16 protein-coding genes (1 of these 16 running past the window's edge) are annotated in these 16,924 nt (G+C 40.7%); 7 read left to right on the top strand and 9 right to left on the bottom strand.

Annotated features, from left to right (window positions below):
• Positions 1 to 3: 3 nt before the first annotated feature.
• The 7 genes from SKC37_RS05355 to rsfS all read right to left on the bottom strand — a co-directional run bounded on the left by SKC37_RS05355 (position 4) and on the right by rsfS (position 7,482).
• Entirely contained in the window at positions 4 to 897 is an 894-nt protein-coding gene (locus SKC37_RS05355; protein ID WP_377980472.1) for an ABC transporter ATP-binding protein, read from the bottom strand.
• Positions 898 to 985: 88 nt separating this feature from the next.
• Complete coding sequence (locus SKC37_RS05360) at positions 986 to 1,519, bottom strand: TrmH family RNA methyltransferase (protein WP_377980473.1); 534 nt, start codon at positions 1,517 to 1,519, stop codon at positions 986 to 988.
• 6 nt (positions 1,520 to 1,525) lie between these two features.
• Positions 1,526 to 2,503 (bottom strand): acyl-ACP desaturase, encoded by a 978-nt coding sequence (locus tag SKC37_RS05365; protein WP_377980474.1) that lies wholly within the window; start codon positions 2,501 to 2,503, stop codon positions 1,526 to 1,528.
• 46 nt (positions 2,504 to 2,549) lie between these two features.
• Positions 2,550 to 4,052, bottom strand: a complete 1,503-nt coding sequence (locus tag SKC37_RS05370) for a glycoside hydrolase family 32 protein (protein WP_377980476.1) — start codon at positions 4,050 to 4,052, stop codon at positions 2,550 to 2,552.
• Positions 4,006 to 4,809 (bottom strand): UDP-2,3-diacylglucosamine diphosphatase, encoded by an 804-nt coding sequence (locus SKC37_RS05375; RefSeq protein WP_377980477.1) that lies wholly within the window; start codon positions 4,807 to 4,809, stop codon positions 4,006 to 4,008. The genes SKC37_RS05370 and SKC37_RS05375 overlap by 47 nt, the downstream gene beginning before the upstream one ends.
• Positions 4,810 to 4,847: 38 nt before the next feature.
• On the bottom strand, positions 4,848 to 7,028 hold the full coding sequence (ftsH, locus tag SKC37_RS05380) for an ATP-dependent zinc metalloprotease FtsH (protein WP_377980478.1): 2,181 nt from the start codon (positions 7,026 to 7,028) through the stop codon (positions 4,848 to 4,850).
• Between the two features lie 67 nt (positions 7,029 to 7,095).
• Complete coding sequence (gene rsfS, locus SKC37_RS05385) at positions 7,096 to 7,482, bottom strand: ribosome silencing factor (protein WP_377980479.1); 387 nt, start codon at positions 7,480 to 7,482, stop codon at positions 7,096 to 7,098.
• Between the two features lie 93 nt (positions 7,483 to 7,575).
• Here rsfS and SKC37_RS05390 point away from each other — a divergent pair, with 93 nt between their 5' ends.
• The 4 genes from SKC37_RS05390 to SKC37_RS05405 all read left to right on the top strand — a co-directional run bounded on the left by SKC37_RS05390 (position 7,576) and on the right by SKC37_RS05405 (position 12,214).
• Positions 7,576 to 8,364 carry a biotin--[acetyl-CoA-carboxylase] ligase gene (locus SKC37_RS05390; RefSeq protein WP_377980480.1) on the top strand — a complete coding sequence of 263 codons (789 nt, stop codon included), beginning with the start codon at positions 7,576 to 7,578 and terminating at the stop codon, positions 8,362 to 8,364.
• Positions 8,365 to 8,383: 19 nt separating this feature from the next.
• Complete coding sequence (locus tag SKC37_RS05395; RefSeq protein WP_377980481.1) at positions 8,384 to 10,042, top strand: AMP-binding protein; 1,659 nt, start codon at positions 8,384 to 8,386, stop codon at positions 10,040 to 10,042.
• Between the two features lie 26 nt (positions 10,043 to 10,068).
• Positions 10,069 to 11,454: a BamA/TamA family outer membrane protein gene (locus tag SKC37_RS05400; protein WP_377980482.1), complete on the top strand. Its 1,386-nt coding sequence runs from the start codon at positions 10,069 to 10,071 to the stop codon at positions 11,452 to 11,454.
• 184 nt (positions 11,455 to 11,638) lie between these two features.
• Complete coding sequence (locus SKC37_RS05405) at positions 11,639 to 12,214, top strand: hypothetical protein (RefSeq protein ID WP_377980483.1); 576 nt, start codon at positions 11,639 to 11,641, stop codon at positions 12,212 to 12,214.
• On the opposite strand, the gene SKC37_RS05410 is transcribed toward SKC37_RS05405, so the two are convergent.
• Positions 12,211 to 13,263: a branched-chain amino acid aminotransferase gene (locus SKC37_RS05410; RefSeq protein ID WP_377980484.1), complete on the bottom strand. Its 1,053-nt coding sequence runs from the start codon at positions 13,261 to 13,263 to the stop codon at positions 12,211 to 12,213. The genes SKC37_RS05405 and SKC37_RS05410 overlap by 4 nt on opposite strands.
• A gap of 12 nt (positions 13,264 to 13,275) precedes the next feature.
• Positions 13,276 to 13,827: a cob(I)yrinic acid a,c-diamide adenosyltransferase gene (locus tag SKC37_RS05415; RefSeq protein WP_377980485.1), complete on the bottom strand. Its 552-nt coding sequence runs from the start codon at positions 13,825 to 13,827 to the stop codon at positions 13,276 to 13,278.
• A gap of 88 nt (positions 13,828 to 13,915) precedes the next feature.
• On the opposite strand from SKC37_RS05415, the gene SKC37_RS05420 reads away from it, so the two are divergent.
• The 3 genes in view from SKC37_RS05420 to tyrS are tightly spaced (at most 24 nt apart) and all read left to right on the top strand, a layout consistent with a single transcriptional unit that may run on beyond the window.
• Positions 13,916 to 14,425, top strand: coding sequence for a hypothetical protein (locus SKC37_RS05420; RefSeq protein ID WP_377980486.1), 510 nt, complete (start codon positions 13,916 to 13,918; stop codon positions 14,423 to 14,425).
• Positions 14,422 to 15,630, top strand: a complete 1,209-nt coding sequence (locus SKC37_RS05425; RefSeq protein ID WP_377980488.1) for an S-adenosylmethionine:tRNA ribosyltransferase-isomerase — start codon at positions 14,422 to 14,424, stop codon at positions 15,628 to 15,630. The genes SKC37_RS05420 and SKC37_RS05425 overlap by 4 nt, the downstream gene beginning before the upstream one ends.
• A gap of 24 nt (positions 15,631 to 15,654) precedes the next feature.
• Positions 15,655 to 16,924: the 5' portion of a tyrosine--tRNA ligase gene (gene tyrS / locus SKC37_RS05430; protein ID WP_377980489.1), read on the top strand. The gene runs 23 nt beyond the window's last position; the window shows 1,270 of its 1,293 coding nt (coding positions 1–1,270); the start codon lies at positions 15,655 to 15,657; its stop codon lies off the right edge, out of view.

Here is a 16,924-nt window from a genome sequence, read left to right on the forward strand (position 1 = left end):
GTCTTATTTCGTTTCGGCTACTACTTGAATAAAAATGTCATTAAAGGAGGGAATTACTTCTTTGAATTCGAACAAATCGACCTGCTTAATCAAAGCTGCAATAGCCAAATTAGTTTGATCTGGCTGCGCTAGTTTGATGATTGCCCGATTATTTTCGGGCGCTTTGGAAATAATTTCATACGCCTTGGATTCCCCTAGATCCCCAGAATACCTCACCTCATAGGCATGTTCTTTGAAGCGGTTCCTAACCTCGTCTTTCTCCCCTGTCAACACTACTTGGGAATGATTAATCAGCGCAATGCTATCGCACAACTCCTCAACAGATTCCATTCGATGAGTAGAGAACAAAATGGTTGTTCCGCGTTCTTTTAAGCCCAATATCTCATCCTTTAACATATTTGCATTAATCGGATCAAAACCCGAAAAAGGCTCATCAAGAATTAATAATTTGGGCTCATGCACAACTGTCGCAATGAACTGGGTCTTTTGCTGCATCCCTTTGGACAAATCATCTACTGGCTTATACCACCAATCCTTTATGTCTAATCGAATGAACCAATCTTTTAATCTGCTTTGCGCCTCAGCCTTAGAAAGCCCCTTTAGCTGCGCTAAATACATCAGCTGATCACCTACCTTCATTTTCTTATACAAACCACGCTCTTCAGGCAAATAACCGATTTGTTCTACGTGTTTAGGCTGCAAAAGCTCACCATCAAACAACACTTGCCCCTCATCCGGTGCAGTGATTTGATTAATGATTCGAATAAGGGAGGTTTTGCCGGCGCCATTAGGGCCTAAAAGTCCAAAGATTTGGCCCTTCGGAATCTCCAAACTTACTCCGGCTAAAGCTGTGTGATCCGCATAGCGCTTCACCACATTCTGAATTGATAGTATCATAGCATAAAATTAACAAGGCGAATTTAAACAAAAAATGCGTTCGAATCCGGGCAAAAGGATGAACGCAAAATAAAAAGGATAAGCGAAATTAAACGATAATTTTAGACACAAAATCCCAGATAACGATCCCCATACTTACGGATACATTTAACGAATGTTTCGTACCGAACTGAGGTATTTCTAAGCTAAAATCCGCCTCTTGAATCCATTCATCATTTACCCCAAATACTTCGTTACCAAACACAAAGGCATATTTTTGATTTTTAAGTGGCTTGAATTCTTCTAAAGAAACAGAACCTTGAACCTGCTCCACACAAACAATGTGATATCCCGCTGCGCGCAAAGCCTGACGAGAGGAAGCTCCATCCTCGAAGTATACCCAATCTACAGATTCATCCGCACCCAAAGCCGTTTTAGAAATCTCCCGATGCGGGGGCTGAGCCGTGATACCGCACAAATGAATCGCTGCACATTTAAAGGCATCCCCAGTTCTGAAAGCAGAACCAATGTTATTCATGCTCCTAATGTCATCTAATACGATTACATAGGGAAACTTTTCAGAGCTTTTATAAGTGGATACGTCGAGCCTGTTCAGCTCATCCATTGATAATTTCTTAGACATAATTGATTAGGCAATCCAGGAGAAAGGATACGCTAATTCTGGCACCTTAACTCGATCTGCTAATTTTTCTAAACGGGCTGGCAAATTAGCCACATAATCACGTGCTTTCTCTGCTGTTTCATTTAATCCTGTCATTTGTTCGATATTCCAGTCACTGATTAGACCTTTCATAATTGTCACATAATCCTGTGTCGTATAGACGCCTAGACGTTGTGCCGCATCTGAGAAATGCTCGAATAAAGAACTTTTTGCACCATTAATTTCGCGTAAAAAGTGTGCTGGCATGACAATTTTCTTTTTCATCATATCCGCAAAAGCAAGCATCATTTCGTTCGGATCTAAATTAAATATCTCCGATACGAAAGCGCGATAGGCTTTGTGGTGACGTAACTCATCTGCGGCAATTTGCGCACACATACGAGATAAAAGAGAGTTACCGTGTTGCTTGGCTAATGAAGCTGTACGACGGTGAGAAATATTAGTCGCTAACTCTTGAAACGAAGTATAAACGAAATTGCGATACGGATCTGCGGACGTTCCGATATCAAATCCATCTGCAATTAAGTATTGAGTGGAAACGGCTACAGCCTTCATATCTACCTTTCCGGATAGATACAAATAGGTACCCAATAAATTTCCGTGACGATTTTCTTCAGCTGTCCAAGTACGAATCCAGCGAGCCCAGCCATCATTTTGGTCTACATGGTTCACTGTTTCCATGCCTAATAACCAAGATTCGTAGGTAGGCAAAGCCTCTTCAGTGATCGTATCACCCACTAAAACAGCCCAATAATCATAGGGCAATTCATTCGCCGCCTCTTGCAAGGCTTTTACATCTGAAAAGAATGACTCTTTTGTGGAATCGGGCAACATGTCTGCTGGCTGCCAATTGGTCTCGATCGGGACTAAATAATCCTTCACGTAAGAGTCCATGTTTTTGGCCAATTCAGTCATGACCTCTAAGCGTGTGTGAAATTGCGACATTCGTTTCTTGGTTAATTTAAAAGCAATCGAAGATAGTAAAAAATCCCTATTTAACCTCCCAAATACGCAATTCCTTTATCCTGAGTTCACCTCCGTACGATACTAAACGAACCGTCTCTTTTTTCTTAGGGAAACGTAATGAGCTGATTGCCACCAAACCATCCTGAGCCAACAACTCTAGAGTAGAATGATCTACCACGAGTTGCAACACTTTCTCTTCCCCGGGAATAAAAGGAGCAGATTGAATCATATCAAATCCTGGTGCAGGAATTTGGCCACTCAATCGACGATCAATAAACCAATCTTGGCTCTTTTCATCGAAACCAATGCGCGTTAATTCTGGATTCTCTTTCGCCTCATCTCCTAATTCAATACCCCATTGTTTCGCATTCGTTGCATCGACTTTTATTTCAATCAAATAGGTTTTATCCTGAAGAAATTTCATGCCAGATAAAGTCTTACTACCTTTTAAGACCAAATTTTTTGCTTGAAAACTTGGCTTCTCTTTAGTCAAATCCGGTTTCAAAATCTGTTTTAGCTTTAAACCCTGAGAGGTATGCTCTAGTGAAAGTGTTCTGGCTAAGGACATTTGGCCTTTCCAAGGGAAAGTCGGCTGTTCTTTACCATAAGACCAGCTTAACATCCAACCTAACCAAAATACCTCTTTATTTACCGTGTTGTAAAAAGGAATCGCCGCATAAAAATCACGACCATAATCGACATAGTTTACCTGCTCTTTAGGTGCGTCATTCGTAAAGGTTTTTCCATCAAAATTTCCGACAAAATACTGCATCCCCACTGCTTTCTTATAAGGCCCTTGACTAGATAAAGCTAAGACCCATTTCGTTTCTTTCGAATTTTCCACAGGTAACTCTAGCAAAGATGGGCATTCCCAAATCATATCCACATCACCTTGCGGACCGAATTCGCTTAACAAACTCCAGTGAATCAAATCTTTAGAACCATAAAACTGAGCAGTATATTCCCATGGCTTTACGACAGTCATCACGAATTGCTTAGATGGGCTGTGGTATATAATGTTCGGATCTCTAAAATCTTTCAGATTGATACTTAAAACCGGATTTTGATCATATTTTGTCCAAGTCAGGCCTTCATCATTTGAATAGGCCAAATGCTGTTCTTGCAATGTATTCGGGTAATCTGCTGTATAAATGGCAATTAATAAAGGCTTATTAGGATCGCCTAAGCCAGATACATGATCCTTATCAAAGACCACACAACCAGAGAAAATGTATTCTTTACCATGAGGTATTGCCACAGGCAATTCTTCCCAATGCAATAAGTCTTTGCTTTTCGCATGACCCCAACTCATGTTCCCCCACTCGTTTCCTTGAGGATTATATTGATAGAAGAGATGGTAATTCCCGTTGATATAGATCAAACCATTCGGGTCATTGGTCCAGTTTTTCTTAGGGCTAAAATGAATGGCAGGACGCCATTGTTCAGTAGTAGTGGTAGGTGAAGCTTGTTGGGCTAAGGAATTAAACGCGATCAGCGTTAAAATGAATAAAGTTGATTTTATTTTCATCAATTTGGAGATAATAAGCATTTTTGAAATGGGGATTAAACCAATCCCCCAGATTGTAATAAGTCGCCCCAGAAGGTAGCGAATAAGCGATGGGGTGGTGACGATGGCCAAACACAAAAGCCTCGACCGTCGGCTTCAATGCAGCCGTTTCGCGCACATAAGATAAAATGTAATCCGTTTCTGGATCAAAGGCCTGCTCACCTTTCTCCATTGTACTTTCCTTACGAGTAGATGACCAAAAATTCGCTAGACTTATCCCTACATTCGGATGCAAGAATCCAAAAAGCCATTGCGCTATTCGATTCGTGAATACTTTCTTCAAAATCTTATAGCCCGTATCTCCATGTCCTAAACCATCACCGTGACCAATGTGCAATTGAAATGAAGCATTAGCTGAGGTGATCTTCAAATCACTCGGCTCTCTGTAAATCTTAGCTCCTAGCTCGCGTTCTAAATAATCCCACATCCACAAATCGTGATTTCCCACAAAAATATGAATGTTAATTCCTTGATCAGCCAGGACTGACAATTTGCCTAGAAAGCGAACAAAACCGCGCGGAACTGCCGTTTTATATTCGAACCAAAAATCAAATATATCACCCAGCAGAAATAAATCCTGAGTATCTGACTGAACCTGATCTAACCAGGAAACCAAAGCTTTCTCACGCTCCCTGGAAGACTTTTCATCCGGAAAACCTAAATGAAAATCAGAGGCGAAATATACTTTTTTACCAGATGTCAGATTAATGTGAATCATATCAAAAAAATGGGGCGACTAAAAGGCGCCCCAATTAATTAACTATCGGTACCGGTTGATTTAGGCTTTCTAGCTCTTGGCTTAGTTGCCACCTCTTTCGAAGCAGTAGGCTTTTTAGCTGGAGCCTTTTTAGCTGCAGGCTTTTTAGCTACTACTTCCGTTTTCTTAGCAACTGGCGCCTTCTTAGGAGCATTCTTTTTTTCCTCTGCTAAGTCACGCTCATCTTTAGCCACCTTGCGTTTCTTCTCGGTCTCTCCTTTAATAAACTCTTGGTAAGACGTTAATTGCTCGAAAGGACGAGGACCTACAAGTGCTTCTAAATCACTCTGAAACAATACCTCTTTTTGCAATAATTGCTCAGCTAAAATTGTCAATTTATCTTGTTTCGATTTCAACAATTTCTTCGTGCGATCATAAGCCTCTTTGATGATTTTACGAACCTCCTCATCAATTTCACGTGCCGTGGTTTCCGAATAAGGCTTGTTAAACTGGTACTCCGATCCTTTAGAATCATAATAAGAGATATTGCCTAATTTCTCGTTCATACCATAAATGGTCACCATCGAGTAGGCTAATTTCGTGATACGCTCTAAGTCGTTTTGTGCTCCTGTTGAGATCTTACCAAAGACAATCTCCTCCGCAGCACGACCACCTAAAGTCACACACATTTCATCCATCAATTGCTCCGTACGGTACAAAAATTGCTCTTTAGGCAAGTATTGTGCGTAACCTAATGCAGCCACTCCACGTGGCACAATCGATACTTTCACTAAAGGATTTGCGTGCTCTAAGAACCAGCCAGCAATCGCATGCCCTGCTTCGTGGAACGCCACAATTTTCTTCTCTTCTGGTGAGATTAACTTGTTTTTCTTCTCTAAACCACCAATCACGCGATCCATCGCTTCTTGGAAGTCATTCATATCCACCGCTGTCTTAGAACGACGAGCAGCGATTAAAGCTGCCTCGTTACACACATTAGCAATCTCCGCACCTGCAAAACCAGGAGTCTGTGCAGCTAATTCCTTTGGATCTGTATCTTCCGCTAATTTCAAAGGCTTTAAGTGTACCTTAAAAATCGCTTCACGACCGATGATATCGGGTTTGTCAATCGAAATTTGACGGTCAAAACGACCTGGACGCAATAAGGCTGGATCTAATACATCTGGACGGTTTGTAGCCGCCATAATGATGATTCCTGAATCTGTTGCAAAACCATCCATCTCCACTAAAAGAGAGTTCAAGGTATTTTCACGTTCATCATTACCACCTGGCATAGAGCCACGTCCTCGAGAACGACCTACTGCATCAATCTCATCAATAAAGATAATACAAGGTGCTTTTTCCTTCGCCTGCTTAAACAAATCACGTACACGAGCTGCGCCTACACCCACAAACATCTCCACAAAATCAGAACCTGATAAAGAGAAGAATGGAACGCCAGCTTCCCCTGCCACTGCTTTAGCAAGCAAGGTTTTACCCGTACCTGGAGGGCCTACTAATAAAGCACCTTTCGGAATTTTACCCCCTAAATCAGTGAACTTTTTAGGGAATTTCAAGAACTCAACAATCTCTTGAATCTCTTCTTTCGCTTCATCTAAACCGGCTACATCATTGAATGTAATCTTTACTTTCGATTCCCCTTCAATTAAAGTGGCACGTGAGCGACCGATGTTGAAAATTTGGCCACCGCCACCAGCACCACCACCCATTCTGAAGAACAAGAAATAGAAACTTAGACCCATCAAAATAAAGAAACCCCAAGTACCTAACCAGTCCAATGGACCCGTTCTCGTCTCTGGAGAAGCCATAATTTGCTCGTTGCGAGGAAAGGCTTTTTGGCGATCTTCTAAGAAGCGCTCAAAGCTTTCTTTCGAATTAATCTCGAATTCAAAGTGTGGAACTTGTGAGGTAGGGACAATTTTCTGCGTCGTATTTTTCTTGAAATACTTCGGAATAAACGATGGCTTAAGGCTAACCTCTACGAGTTTATCATTGACAATGACAACTTTTTCTACTTCTTTTTGAATCAACATGGATTCAAATTGCTTAATGGTAATGGGTTGCAACGTAGTTTCCTTTGAAAAGAAAAACATACTGATCACGGCAATCACTAGCCCTACGACCATCCAGCTTTGGAATCCTCCTACTGGTTTTTTAGGCATTCTTGGTTGTAAGCCAGAGCGCTTTGCATTTTTAAAATTGTTCCCTTGTTTCGCCATTTTGTTTTTTATAGTTGGGCATTAAACACCTGAATCAGTGCAAAAGGTTCGATAAATTAAAATTTTATTAATCTGGGATAACAGTGAATTTAGCATCGCCCCACAATTCCTCTAGTTTAAAAAAGGAACGTTTGTCTTTCAAAAACACGTGAACAATGACATCATAATAATCCATCAGAATCCACTCACGATTTGCTTTACCCTCCACCGCATGTACATGAATTTTTCCCGACTCCCACACTTCCTTATCCACAGAATCAGCGATTGCATCAATTTGAGTATCTGAAGTACCTGAACAAATCACAAAAAAATCAGTAAATGCATTGTCTACTTTACGTAAATCTAACACCGTAATTTCTTGTGCTTTTTTATCCTGCATGCCTTTTACCACCCAGCTTACCATTTCCTCTGACGCATCGACTTGCTTTGCGTCTTTCTTAAGAGTTTTACTCATAAATATTTTTTCTGTATTAATTTGTGTAACAAGAATTCAATAACGAATAAAAATCTAAATTTGTTCTTGTAACCCTAAAATTACAAATAATAATTGAACAATTACCAAGCTCCAACCCGCTTCGTCGGCAAAAAGAATAAATATCTTGACATTTGTCCATCGACAAATTCTATAGCTTTCACAGAAGCTTTAAACGACGATTTACCCGAGGGTTTTGCTTGGATTGCTGGACATCAAACAGCCGGTCGGGGCCAAAGAGGGAACACCTGGAATACAGAGCCTAACCAAAATCTCACACTATCCTATTTGTTACGTCCACCTCATCGATTAGTAGAGAAGCAATTCTTTTTGAGCAAAGCCATTGCGAACGGAATTTTAGCCGGCCTAGAAGCTTGGTCACGAGCTACACAAGGAGAAAATTTCAATTTCGAAATCAAATGGCCGAACGACATCTACCTAGATGGAGTCAAAATGGGTGGAATTTTAATCGAAAACAATTTTCAGGCCGGACAATGGAGTTTCTCCATTGTCGGGATAGGACTAAATATTAATCAAAAACAATTTGAACATATTCGAGGCACTTCACTCCGGGCTTACCTTCAATTGACTCCAGAAATTCCCCTAACGGAAATCTACGCTTTTATATCTCAAGGCATAGAGGAATCCTATGCGCTTTTCACCACTGAGCAATTCGAAAAAATAGACGAAATCTACCATGAACGCCTGTTCAGGCGTGCTCAATGGGCACAATACGAGGCTGCAAATGAAAAATTTGAGGGAAAAATTATCAGGGTAAACGAACTGGGGTTGTTGGAAATTGAAAAAGAATTCACGGTAGAGTCCTATGATTTAAAGGAAATAAGTTTTATTTTTCCTCTCTAAAGACCTCTAAACTCGATTCATGATTTCGCATTACCAAAGCAATTTGGAGAATTTCCTACATTGGGCAAATAACACTCCTAACAAACTTTATTTAAGACAACCCGTAGGAAATCAATACATTGACTACTCCTATTCTGCTGCGGCAACTGAGGTCAAAAAGGTCGCCCAATTCATTCAAAAAAACAGTAAAAATGGTTCAAAAAATGTAGGAATTCTTTCGAAGAACTCTGCCCATTGGATGATGGCAGACTTAGCCATTGCCGCAGCAGGGGGTATATCCGTCCCCTTTTATGCGACACTGACGAAAGATCAACTTCATCAAGTATTGGTCCATTCTGAATGCCAAATCCTAATCGTAGGAAAATTAGACCACTGGGATAAAATTAAAGAGGGAATTCCTGCTACCACCTTACTCATTCACACACCTGAGAGTTCTGAAAAAACAGGGATTCAGTGGGCAGATATTTTGGCAAACACTGAAGAAATTCAACAGCTTCCAAAACCGAAACCAAGTGACGTCGCTACCATCGTTTATACCTCAGGCACCACAGGAATGCCTAAAGGCGTCATGATTACCTATGGCGGCATCGAGGCTGGAATCAATATGGCAAGAGAGATTGCTTTGCTTGACCTACCGAATGCCCGTTTTATTTCCTATCTACCACTCTGCCATATTGCAGAGCGAAATTTCGTAGAATTTGCAGCTACGGCAGCAGGCGGAACCATCCATTTTGTAGAAAACCTAGACACCTTTGCCAAGAATTTAGCCAGTGCTCGACCGACCCATTTCTTGGCGGTTCCCCGAATTTGGGCCAAATTTCAGGAGGGAATTTTACAGAAAATTGGAAGCCAAAAGAAATTAAATCTACTTTTGAGCATCCCTGTAGTCAAAACGTTCGTTCAGAAAAAGATTCAAAAAGGACTTGGGTTGGATGAGGCAAAACTCACGGTAACGGGTGCGGCTCCTATCTCAGAAGAATTATTAACTTGGTTTCAAAAACTAGGCATTTTCATTCAAGAGGCTTATGGAATGACGGAGAATATGGGACTGAATGCCGTCATGCCCCGAGATCAAATCAAATTAGGCGCGGTGGGCAGAATTCACCCAGATTGTGAGACAAGGATAGATTCAGAGACCCAAGAAATTCAAATGCGTGCCCCGTATAATACCACCGGGTATTTTAAAGAACCTAAACTGACAGAAGAATTATTTACGGAAGACGGTTGGTTAAGAACTGGGGATCAAGGAAAATTAACGGCTGACCGATTCATTTCGATCACAGGCCGCGTAAAGGACAATTTCAAAACAGCGAAAGGGCATTATGTGGCTCCCGCACCGATTGAAAACAGATTAAATACACATGAATTCATTGAACAGGTTTGTGTGGTAGGAGTCAACCTGCCTCAACCTATTGTGCTAGTCGTTTTAACTGCACTAGCTAAATCAAAGGAAATAGCAGAAGTACAAGAAGCTTTCCAAGCACTTCTAAATGAGGTCAACCCAATGTTAAAAAATTATGAACATTTGAAAAAGGTCGTCATCGTTCAAGAGGACTGGACCATTGAAAATGAATGTCTAACGCCTACCATGAAGATTAAGCGACCATCCATCGAGAAAAAATACCAAGCAAACTTCGAACTTTGGTATACGAATGAAGCCTCCATTATACATGAATAAGTCGTTCTAAATGACTAAATTGTGGGGTGAAAACACGCCGCCTCGTCATCCTACTGATTTGCTTTTTTCTAACGAAAACAGTTTCGGCTCAATATGTCATCGTAGATAGTGTCAATTTTAAAGGGAATGAAAAGACTAAGGATAATATCTTACGGAGAGAACTAGATTTTAACCCTGGCGATACGCTATTAGTGACGGAATTAGAGGCAAGACTCGAATTCAATCGACGCAAATTAGCCAATACCAATCTTTTCATTTGGGTCAAAGGCGACTACCACCAAAATAAGCCAGAACACATTACTATTAGTTTCGAATTCCTAGAACAATGGTACTTGTTAGGTTACCCCATTTTCCAACTAGCTGACCGTAACCTCAACGATTGGTGGTCCAGGGGACACTCCATAGAACGCACCATTTATGGCGCCCATTTCATCCATAATAATTTCATGGGAAGAAATGAAAAATTAAGCTTTAAAGCCGAAACGGGGTTTACTCAACGACTAGAACTAGGCTACTCGAATCCTTACCTAGATCGTAAAAAAACACTCGGATTGGGTGCAGCCCTGTCCTACACCACCAATAAAAACCTGGCATTCCGCACGATTAACGATACATTAAATACCCTAAGCAGTGATAAGGTAGTAAGAGAACGTTGGAGTGGTGCCTTAAGCTTTAGAAAAAGAATAAAATTTTATAATTTCCACTTCGCTGAAGTGCGATACAGCCATTCGGTGGTTGCAGATACGATAAGGCAGTTGAATCCCAATTATTACTACAAAGGATCAAATGAGCAAAATTTTCTACAATTAACGTATGCTTATTCCTATGACTTTAGAGACTTTGCTCCTTATCCACTACGAGGAAAAAAGATTGATTTTGCGTATAATTATTTTGGAGTTTTGGCACAAGATGCCCTGAATTATTGGGACCTGAGAGCATCGATTGCATATTTTTTCGATCTAGGATCTAATTTTTTTATTACGACGCAATGGAAAGCCAAAGTTACTCAAGAGAACAAAAACATACCCTACGCTAACTTGCAGGCACTCGGATATGGGAATGATAATGTGCGTGGCTATGAGTTAAATGTCATCGATGGCACGAATTTCATGCTTTCTAAAAACACATTCAAATACCAATTATTTAACAAAATCATTCCCATAAAATTCATCCCTTATAAGCAATTCAACCAGATGCCCATCGCTATCTATCCAACCGTATTTTTCGATTTTGCTTATGTCTACCAACCAAACCCGGCATTAACTGCAAGCCGCTTTTCAAATCGCTGGATTTATGGAATGGGCCTTGGCTTTGATATTGTCACGTATTACAATTTCGTTTGCAAGCTAGGTATACCTGTAGTTAATAGCGGAAAATCAGGATTAGTCGTCAGTATTGGTCGGGAGTTTTAGGCAAAAAAAAAGCTGGTTAAAAACCAGCTCATTTTAAAAATACCTAACCACTAATAATCTTGAATATGTTTTAGGCCAAAGCCTCTGTTTCAATAAATTTTTCCAAAAATAACATTTTTTATCATCATTGGCGAAATTCATTTATTTTTGATAATTAATAATTTCCATCTTTAGCTACAATTATATGAAAAACCCGTTAAATAAACTATTCGTTCCATTAATGAGCATAATTGCAGTTTTAATCTTACTTATGACTTTACAGTCTTGTAGTCAAGAAAAACAAAGTGAAAATGTAGCTAAAGATCAGACTGAAGCCATTTCAGCAGCTTGGGAAGAAAGTGGAGAATGGGTGCAAAAACTAAGTTTAAGTCCGAGCAAAATTATTCGCAATGCTAGCTGGGGACAAGATTTTGCTAGTCTACAGGATACCTTAGAACTTGCGGAATCACAACCAGATAAAGGGAAATCGTATACGCTGTATTTTGATGATACAGATTTGAATTTCAGCGATATCACCTATATCCCTAATGACCAGAATAAATTAACAGAGATCGACTTTGATATTTTTGTAGATTCATCAGAAGATGTACAACCTCTGATAGATAAGTGGAAAGGATACTTAGATAGCAAGTTTGGTGCATCAGAGGTAAAAGGCCAACAGATTCTGTGGGCCAAAGACAAAAATACCCGAATCCTTTTAGAGAACGTTAGTACTCCCAAAGATCCGGGTATTAAACTTAGCTTTAAATCCGCTAATTAAATTTTATAAATCCAGCCGCGTGTATCTGCAATTTCGCCTAAACGAATTTGGCTGATCTCCGTAAATACTTTGGCTGAAAAATCAGATTCTTTGCGCGCGGGTAATTCGTAATCCTTACCTTCAAAACCAATCGTTTGGATAGGTGCTATAACCGCAGCCGTACCTGCTCCGAATGCTTCCGTTACCGCTCCTGAGCTAATGCCTTCTACTAATTCCTTCACGGACAAAAGACGCTCCTGTACTTCCACACCCCAGTCTTTGGCAATCTGAATCACTGACTTACGTGTCACACCATCTAAGATGGTATCTCCCGTAGGCGCAGTCACTAAGGCTCCGTTAATAATAAACATCAAGTTCATTGTACCCGCTTCCTCCACAAATTGGTGAGTCGCCGCATCAGTCCAAATAATCTGATCGTAACCTGCTTTATTCGCTTCTATGGTAGGATATAATGAACCACCATAGTTACCTGCATTCTTTGCAAAACCTACTCCACCTTTCGCAGCACGAATAAATTCGGTCTCTACGCGAACGCGTAAAGGCTTGGAATAATACGAACCTACTGGGCAAAGGAAAATAATAAACTTATAAGTTGTTGATGGAGAAACCCCCACGTATTCGTCCGTCGCAAACATAAATGGACGGATATACAAGGAGCAACCCTCTTTTTCTGGCACCCAAGCATTATCCAATTGTATCAATTGCTTCAATCCCCCCAAGAAAATCTCTTCTGGAACTTCTGGCATACACATACGAAGCGCAGATTTATTAAATCGCTTCATATTCTCTTCAGGTCGAAAAACTAATACCTCTCCTTTCTTGGAACGATATGCTTTCATACCCTCAAAAATAGATTGGCCATAATGAATGGACATCATCGCTGGTTGATAGGACAAGGGGCCATAAGGTTGAATTTGAACAGATTTCCAGGCTCCATCTGCATACTCAGCGACGAGCATATGATCAGCAAAGCTGCGGCCAAAAGCCAAATTATCAAAATCAACCTCGCTTAAGCGAGATGCAGGCGTTTTTTGAATGGTAATTTGCATAAAATTTTGTTTCTACTTGCCGGAATTCCAAGGTATCTCTGGGATATCCAATGAATGGTGCAAATAACGGCACATCATAAATAAGTAATCGGATAATCTATTCAAATAAGCGATCGCAGTCGCATAATCTTCTTTTTCTTCTTCCTGCACCCAACGAATCAGGCTTCTCTCAGCTCGACGGCAAACGGTACGGGTAATTTGGGCGGCAGCAATAGTAGGGTGTCCTCCTGGTAATATAAAGAAGCGCATCGGCGCTATTTTACCATCAATTTCATCAATCATTTCCTCTATAGCAACGATATCGTGTAAGGAAATCAACTTCATGTTGCCCAGGTATTCTTTAGAATCACTCGCAACGTGAGCTCCTAAAACAAATAAACTCGATTGAATGGACTGTAACTTTTCCGCCAAAAGCGGCTCAATTTGGCAAACTAATGCACCAAGGTGGCAATTCAATTCATCGATATCCCCTATTGCGTCCATCCGAACGTTCGATTTAGACACTCCTTTACCATCTGCTAAGCGGGTAAATCCACCATCTCCATTCTTCGTATAAATTGCCATTCTATCGGGGTTATCTACAAAAATAATAGAAATAAAGATTAGGTCGGTATGATTTTCAAAACTAATTTTGCAGACATTTTAATCAACTATGTCGATAGACCATTTTGCATCTCGAGTTTGGCGAATTTTGTCCATGGTGGCGTTCGGAATTTCCTTGTTATTTATTTACCGAGGCCTTCCTGATCCTACGGCTGTGCATTTTGGGGAAACTGGACGCGGCGATGGATTTCTACCAAAGGAAGAAGTCTTCTATCTAGTGGCTGGTGTCATCACTTTATTAAATGTATTGTCACTTTCTTTAATTAAGGCAATTGATAAAATTCCAACAGAGAAGTGGGGTACAATACTAACTGTATTTGCTGAAAAGGGAAATGTGACAGTAAAAAACACATTCATTAATTGGCTTCATTTCTTTCCCGCACTTATTAATACCTACCTAATCTTAGTAATGAGAGCGCTATTAATGCTGAACGACGAAAGAACTTACCAAACAGATTATAGCTACATTCCTATGTTAGGTATCGTATTCCTATTAGTATGGTTGATCTATTTACCCGTTCGTCTTTTCGCTAGCCCTAAATTCCAAGAGGAGCTATGAGCTTTCAAATGCCGAATATTTCCATTCAGGCCTTTGATTACCCCTTACCTGAATCGAAAATTGCTCAATTCCCCTTAGCTAATCGCCACGATTCGAAGCTTTTAGTCTATCAAGATGGCAAAATTAAGCACGAAGCATTCAGGCAATTAGCTAATCAACTTCCGAAAAATGCTTTATTGATTTTCAACAATACCAAAGTTATTCCAGCTCGCATTCCTTTATTTAAGGAAAACGGCGTGGCGATAGAACTGTTTCTATTGCACCCTATTTCGAATTCGGCACCCACGGAGCAACTAATGGAAAGCAGGGGTGAAACCAGTTGGGAATGTTTAGTGGGAAATAAGAAGCGTTGGAAAGAGGGGGATATCCTTTATAAAGGGGATTTAACTTTCTCCTGGATTGATCGCGAGAGAAATCACATTCGAATCAGTTGGGATAAGAACAAAAGCTTCGCCCAGATTTTGGAAGAAATCGGCAAAATCCCGCTTCCTCCTTATATGGAGAGACAGGCGCAAGTTTCTGATGCAGAACGTTACCAAACGTTGTTTTCAGAAAAACCAGGTGCCGTAGCGGCTCCAACTGCCAGCTTACACTTTTCAGATGAGGTATTAGCAGATTTAGACCAAATCAACATACAGAAAGCCTATCTCACCTTGCACGTGGGCGCAGGCACCTTCTTACCTGTGAAGGAAGAGGATGTCAGCAATCATCCCATGCACCGGGAGCAAATAGTCTTCACCCCTGCCTTAATTGAAACATTAAAAGCACATCTTGGACCTTTCATCCCGGTAGGAACAACCTCTTTACGGGCATTGGAAAGTTTGTATTGGAGTGGTGTTTGGCTGATTGAAAAAAGACCTATTGAAAACGGGGTAATGGTGTTGCCTAAAGAATTTGCATACGAGGAGCGCTCTTATATCCCATCTGTTCAAGACGCACTCGATGCCGTCTTACAGTTTTTAAAAGAGGAGAATCGAAATTATTGGGTGGCTGAAACTGAATTATTAATCATGCCGGGCTACACCTTGCATTTCTGTGACGGTATCGTGACGAATTTCCACCAGCCTAAATCTACACTACTGGTTTTGATTGCCTCCTTAATTGGGGATGATTGGAGGCGGGTATACGACACGGCTTTGGCAAACGATTACCGCTTCCTTAGTTATGGCGATTCGTCCCTATTATTTAAAAAGAAGGATATTTAGTATTTTTGCAAAAAAGAATAATTTATGACAAATTTCATTGAAGAATTACGTTGGAGAGGGATGTTACACGATATGATTCCAGGTTTAGAGGATCAGCTTGCCAAAGAAATGACAGTGGCTTATATCGGTTTCGATCCTACTGCACCGAGTCTTCACATTGGAAATTTAGCAGCAATTATGCTTTTAAAGCATTTTCAATTGTCTGGTCATAAGCCCATTGCTTTAGTAGGTGGCGCAACCGGTATGATCGGGGATCCCTCTGGAAAATCAGCAGAACGCGATTTTCTTTCAGAAGATACTTTGCGCGAAAATCAAGTGGGTATTCAAGCTCAATTAGAGAAATTCTTAGAATTCCATTCTGGAGCTAATTCAGCAGAAGTAGTCAATAATTACGATTGGTTTAAAGAATTCAGCTTCCTAGGTTTCTTACGGGAAGCGGGCAAATTCTTAACCGTTAATTATATGATGTCCAAAGACTCTGTTAAGAAGCGCCTAGAAACCGGCATTTCATTCACTGAGTTCTCTTACCAATTATTACAAGGATACGATTTCTATCATTTATATAAGCACAAAAATGTACGCCTTCAAATGGGTGGTTCTGATCAGTGGGGAAATATTACCACTGGTACCGAAATCATCCGCCGTAAAGAAGGACACGATGAAGATGCGACCGAACGTGCCGCTTTCGCATTAACGACACCGTTAGTAACAAAAGCGGATGGCACGAAGTTTGGCAAGTCTGAATCAGGCAATGTATGGCTAGATGCTACTAAAACATCTCCATTCGCATTCTATCAGTTTTGGCTAAATGCCGCTGATGCAGACGTGCCTCGCCTGATCCGCGTATTCACTTTATATACGAAGGACCAAATCGAAGAAATGGAGCGTGCCCACGCAGAAGCACCACACTTGCGCATTTTGCAAAAAGCGGTTGCAGAAGAGGTAACTACCCGCGTGCATGGCGCAGACGTATGTGCTTTGGTGATTGAAGCTTCCTCCCTACTCTTCTCAAAGGAGGCAGTAGAATTATTGAGTAATGCCTCTGATGCCTTAATTACGCAATTACCAGTCTATGAAGTTTCAGCCTCGTTACTAGCTGAATGCCAAAACCTCACCGACCTCATCAGCGTAGGAACAGAAAATCTCATTTGTTCTTCTAAAGGAGAAGCCAGAAAAGCCATCCAAGGAAACGCCATCAGTGTCAATAAAGTAAAAATTACAGACCCTACTTCTCCCCTGAACTTTAACAAAATCAAAGGTCAATTCCTTTTAATCGGAAACGGAAAGCAAAAAA

This window comes from Aquirufa esocilacus, from assembly GCF_042715595.1.
Taxonomy (GTDB): domain Bacteria; phylum Bacteroidota; class Bacteroidia; order Cytophagales; family Spirosomataceae; genus Aquirufa; species Aquirufa esocilacus.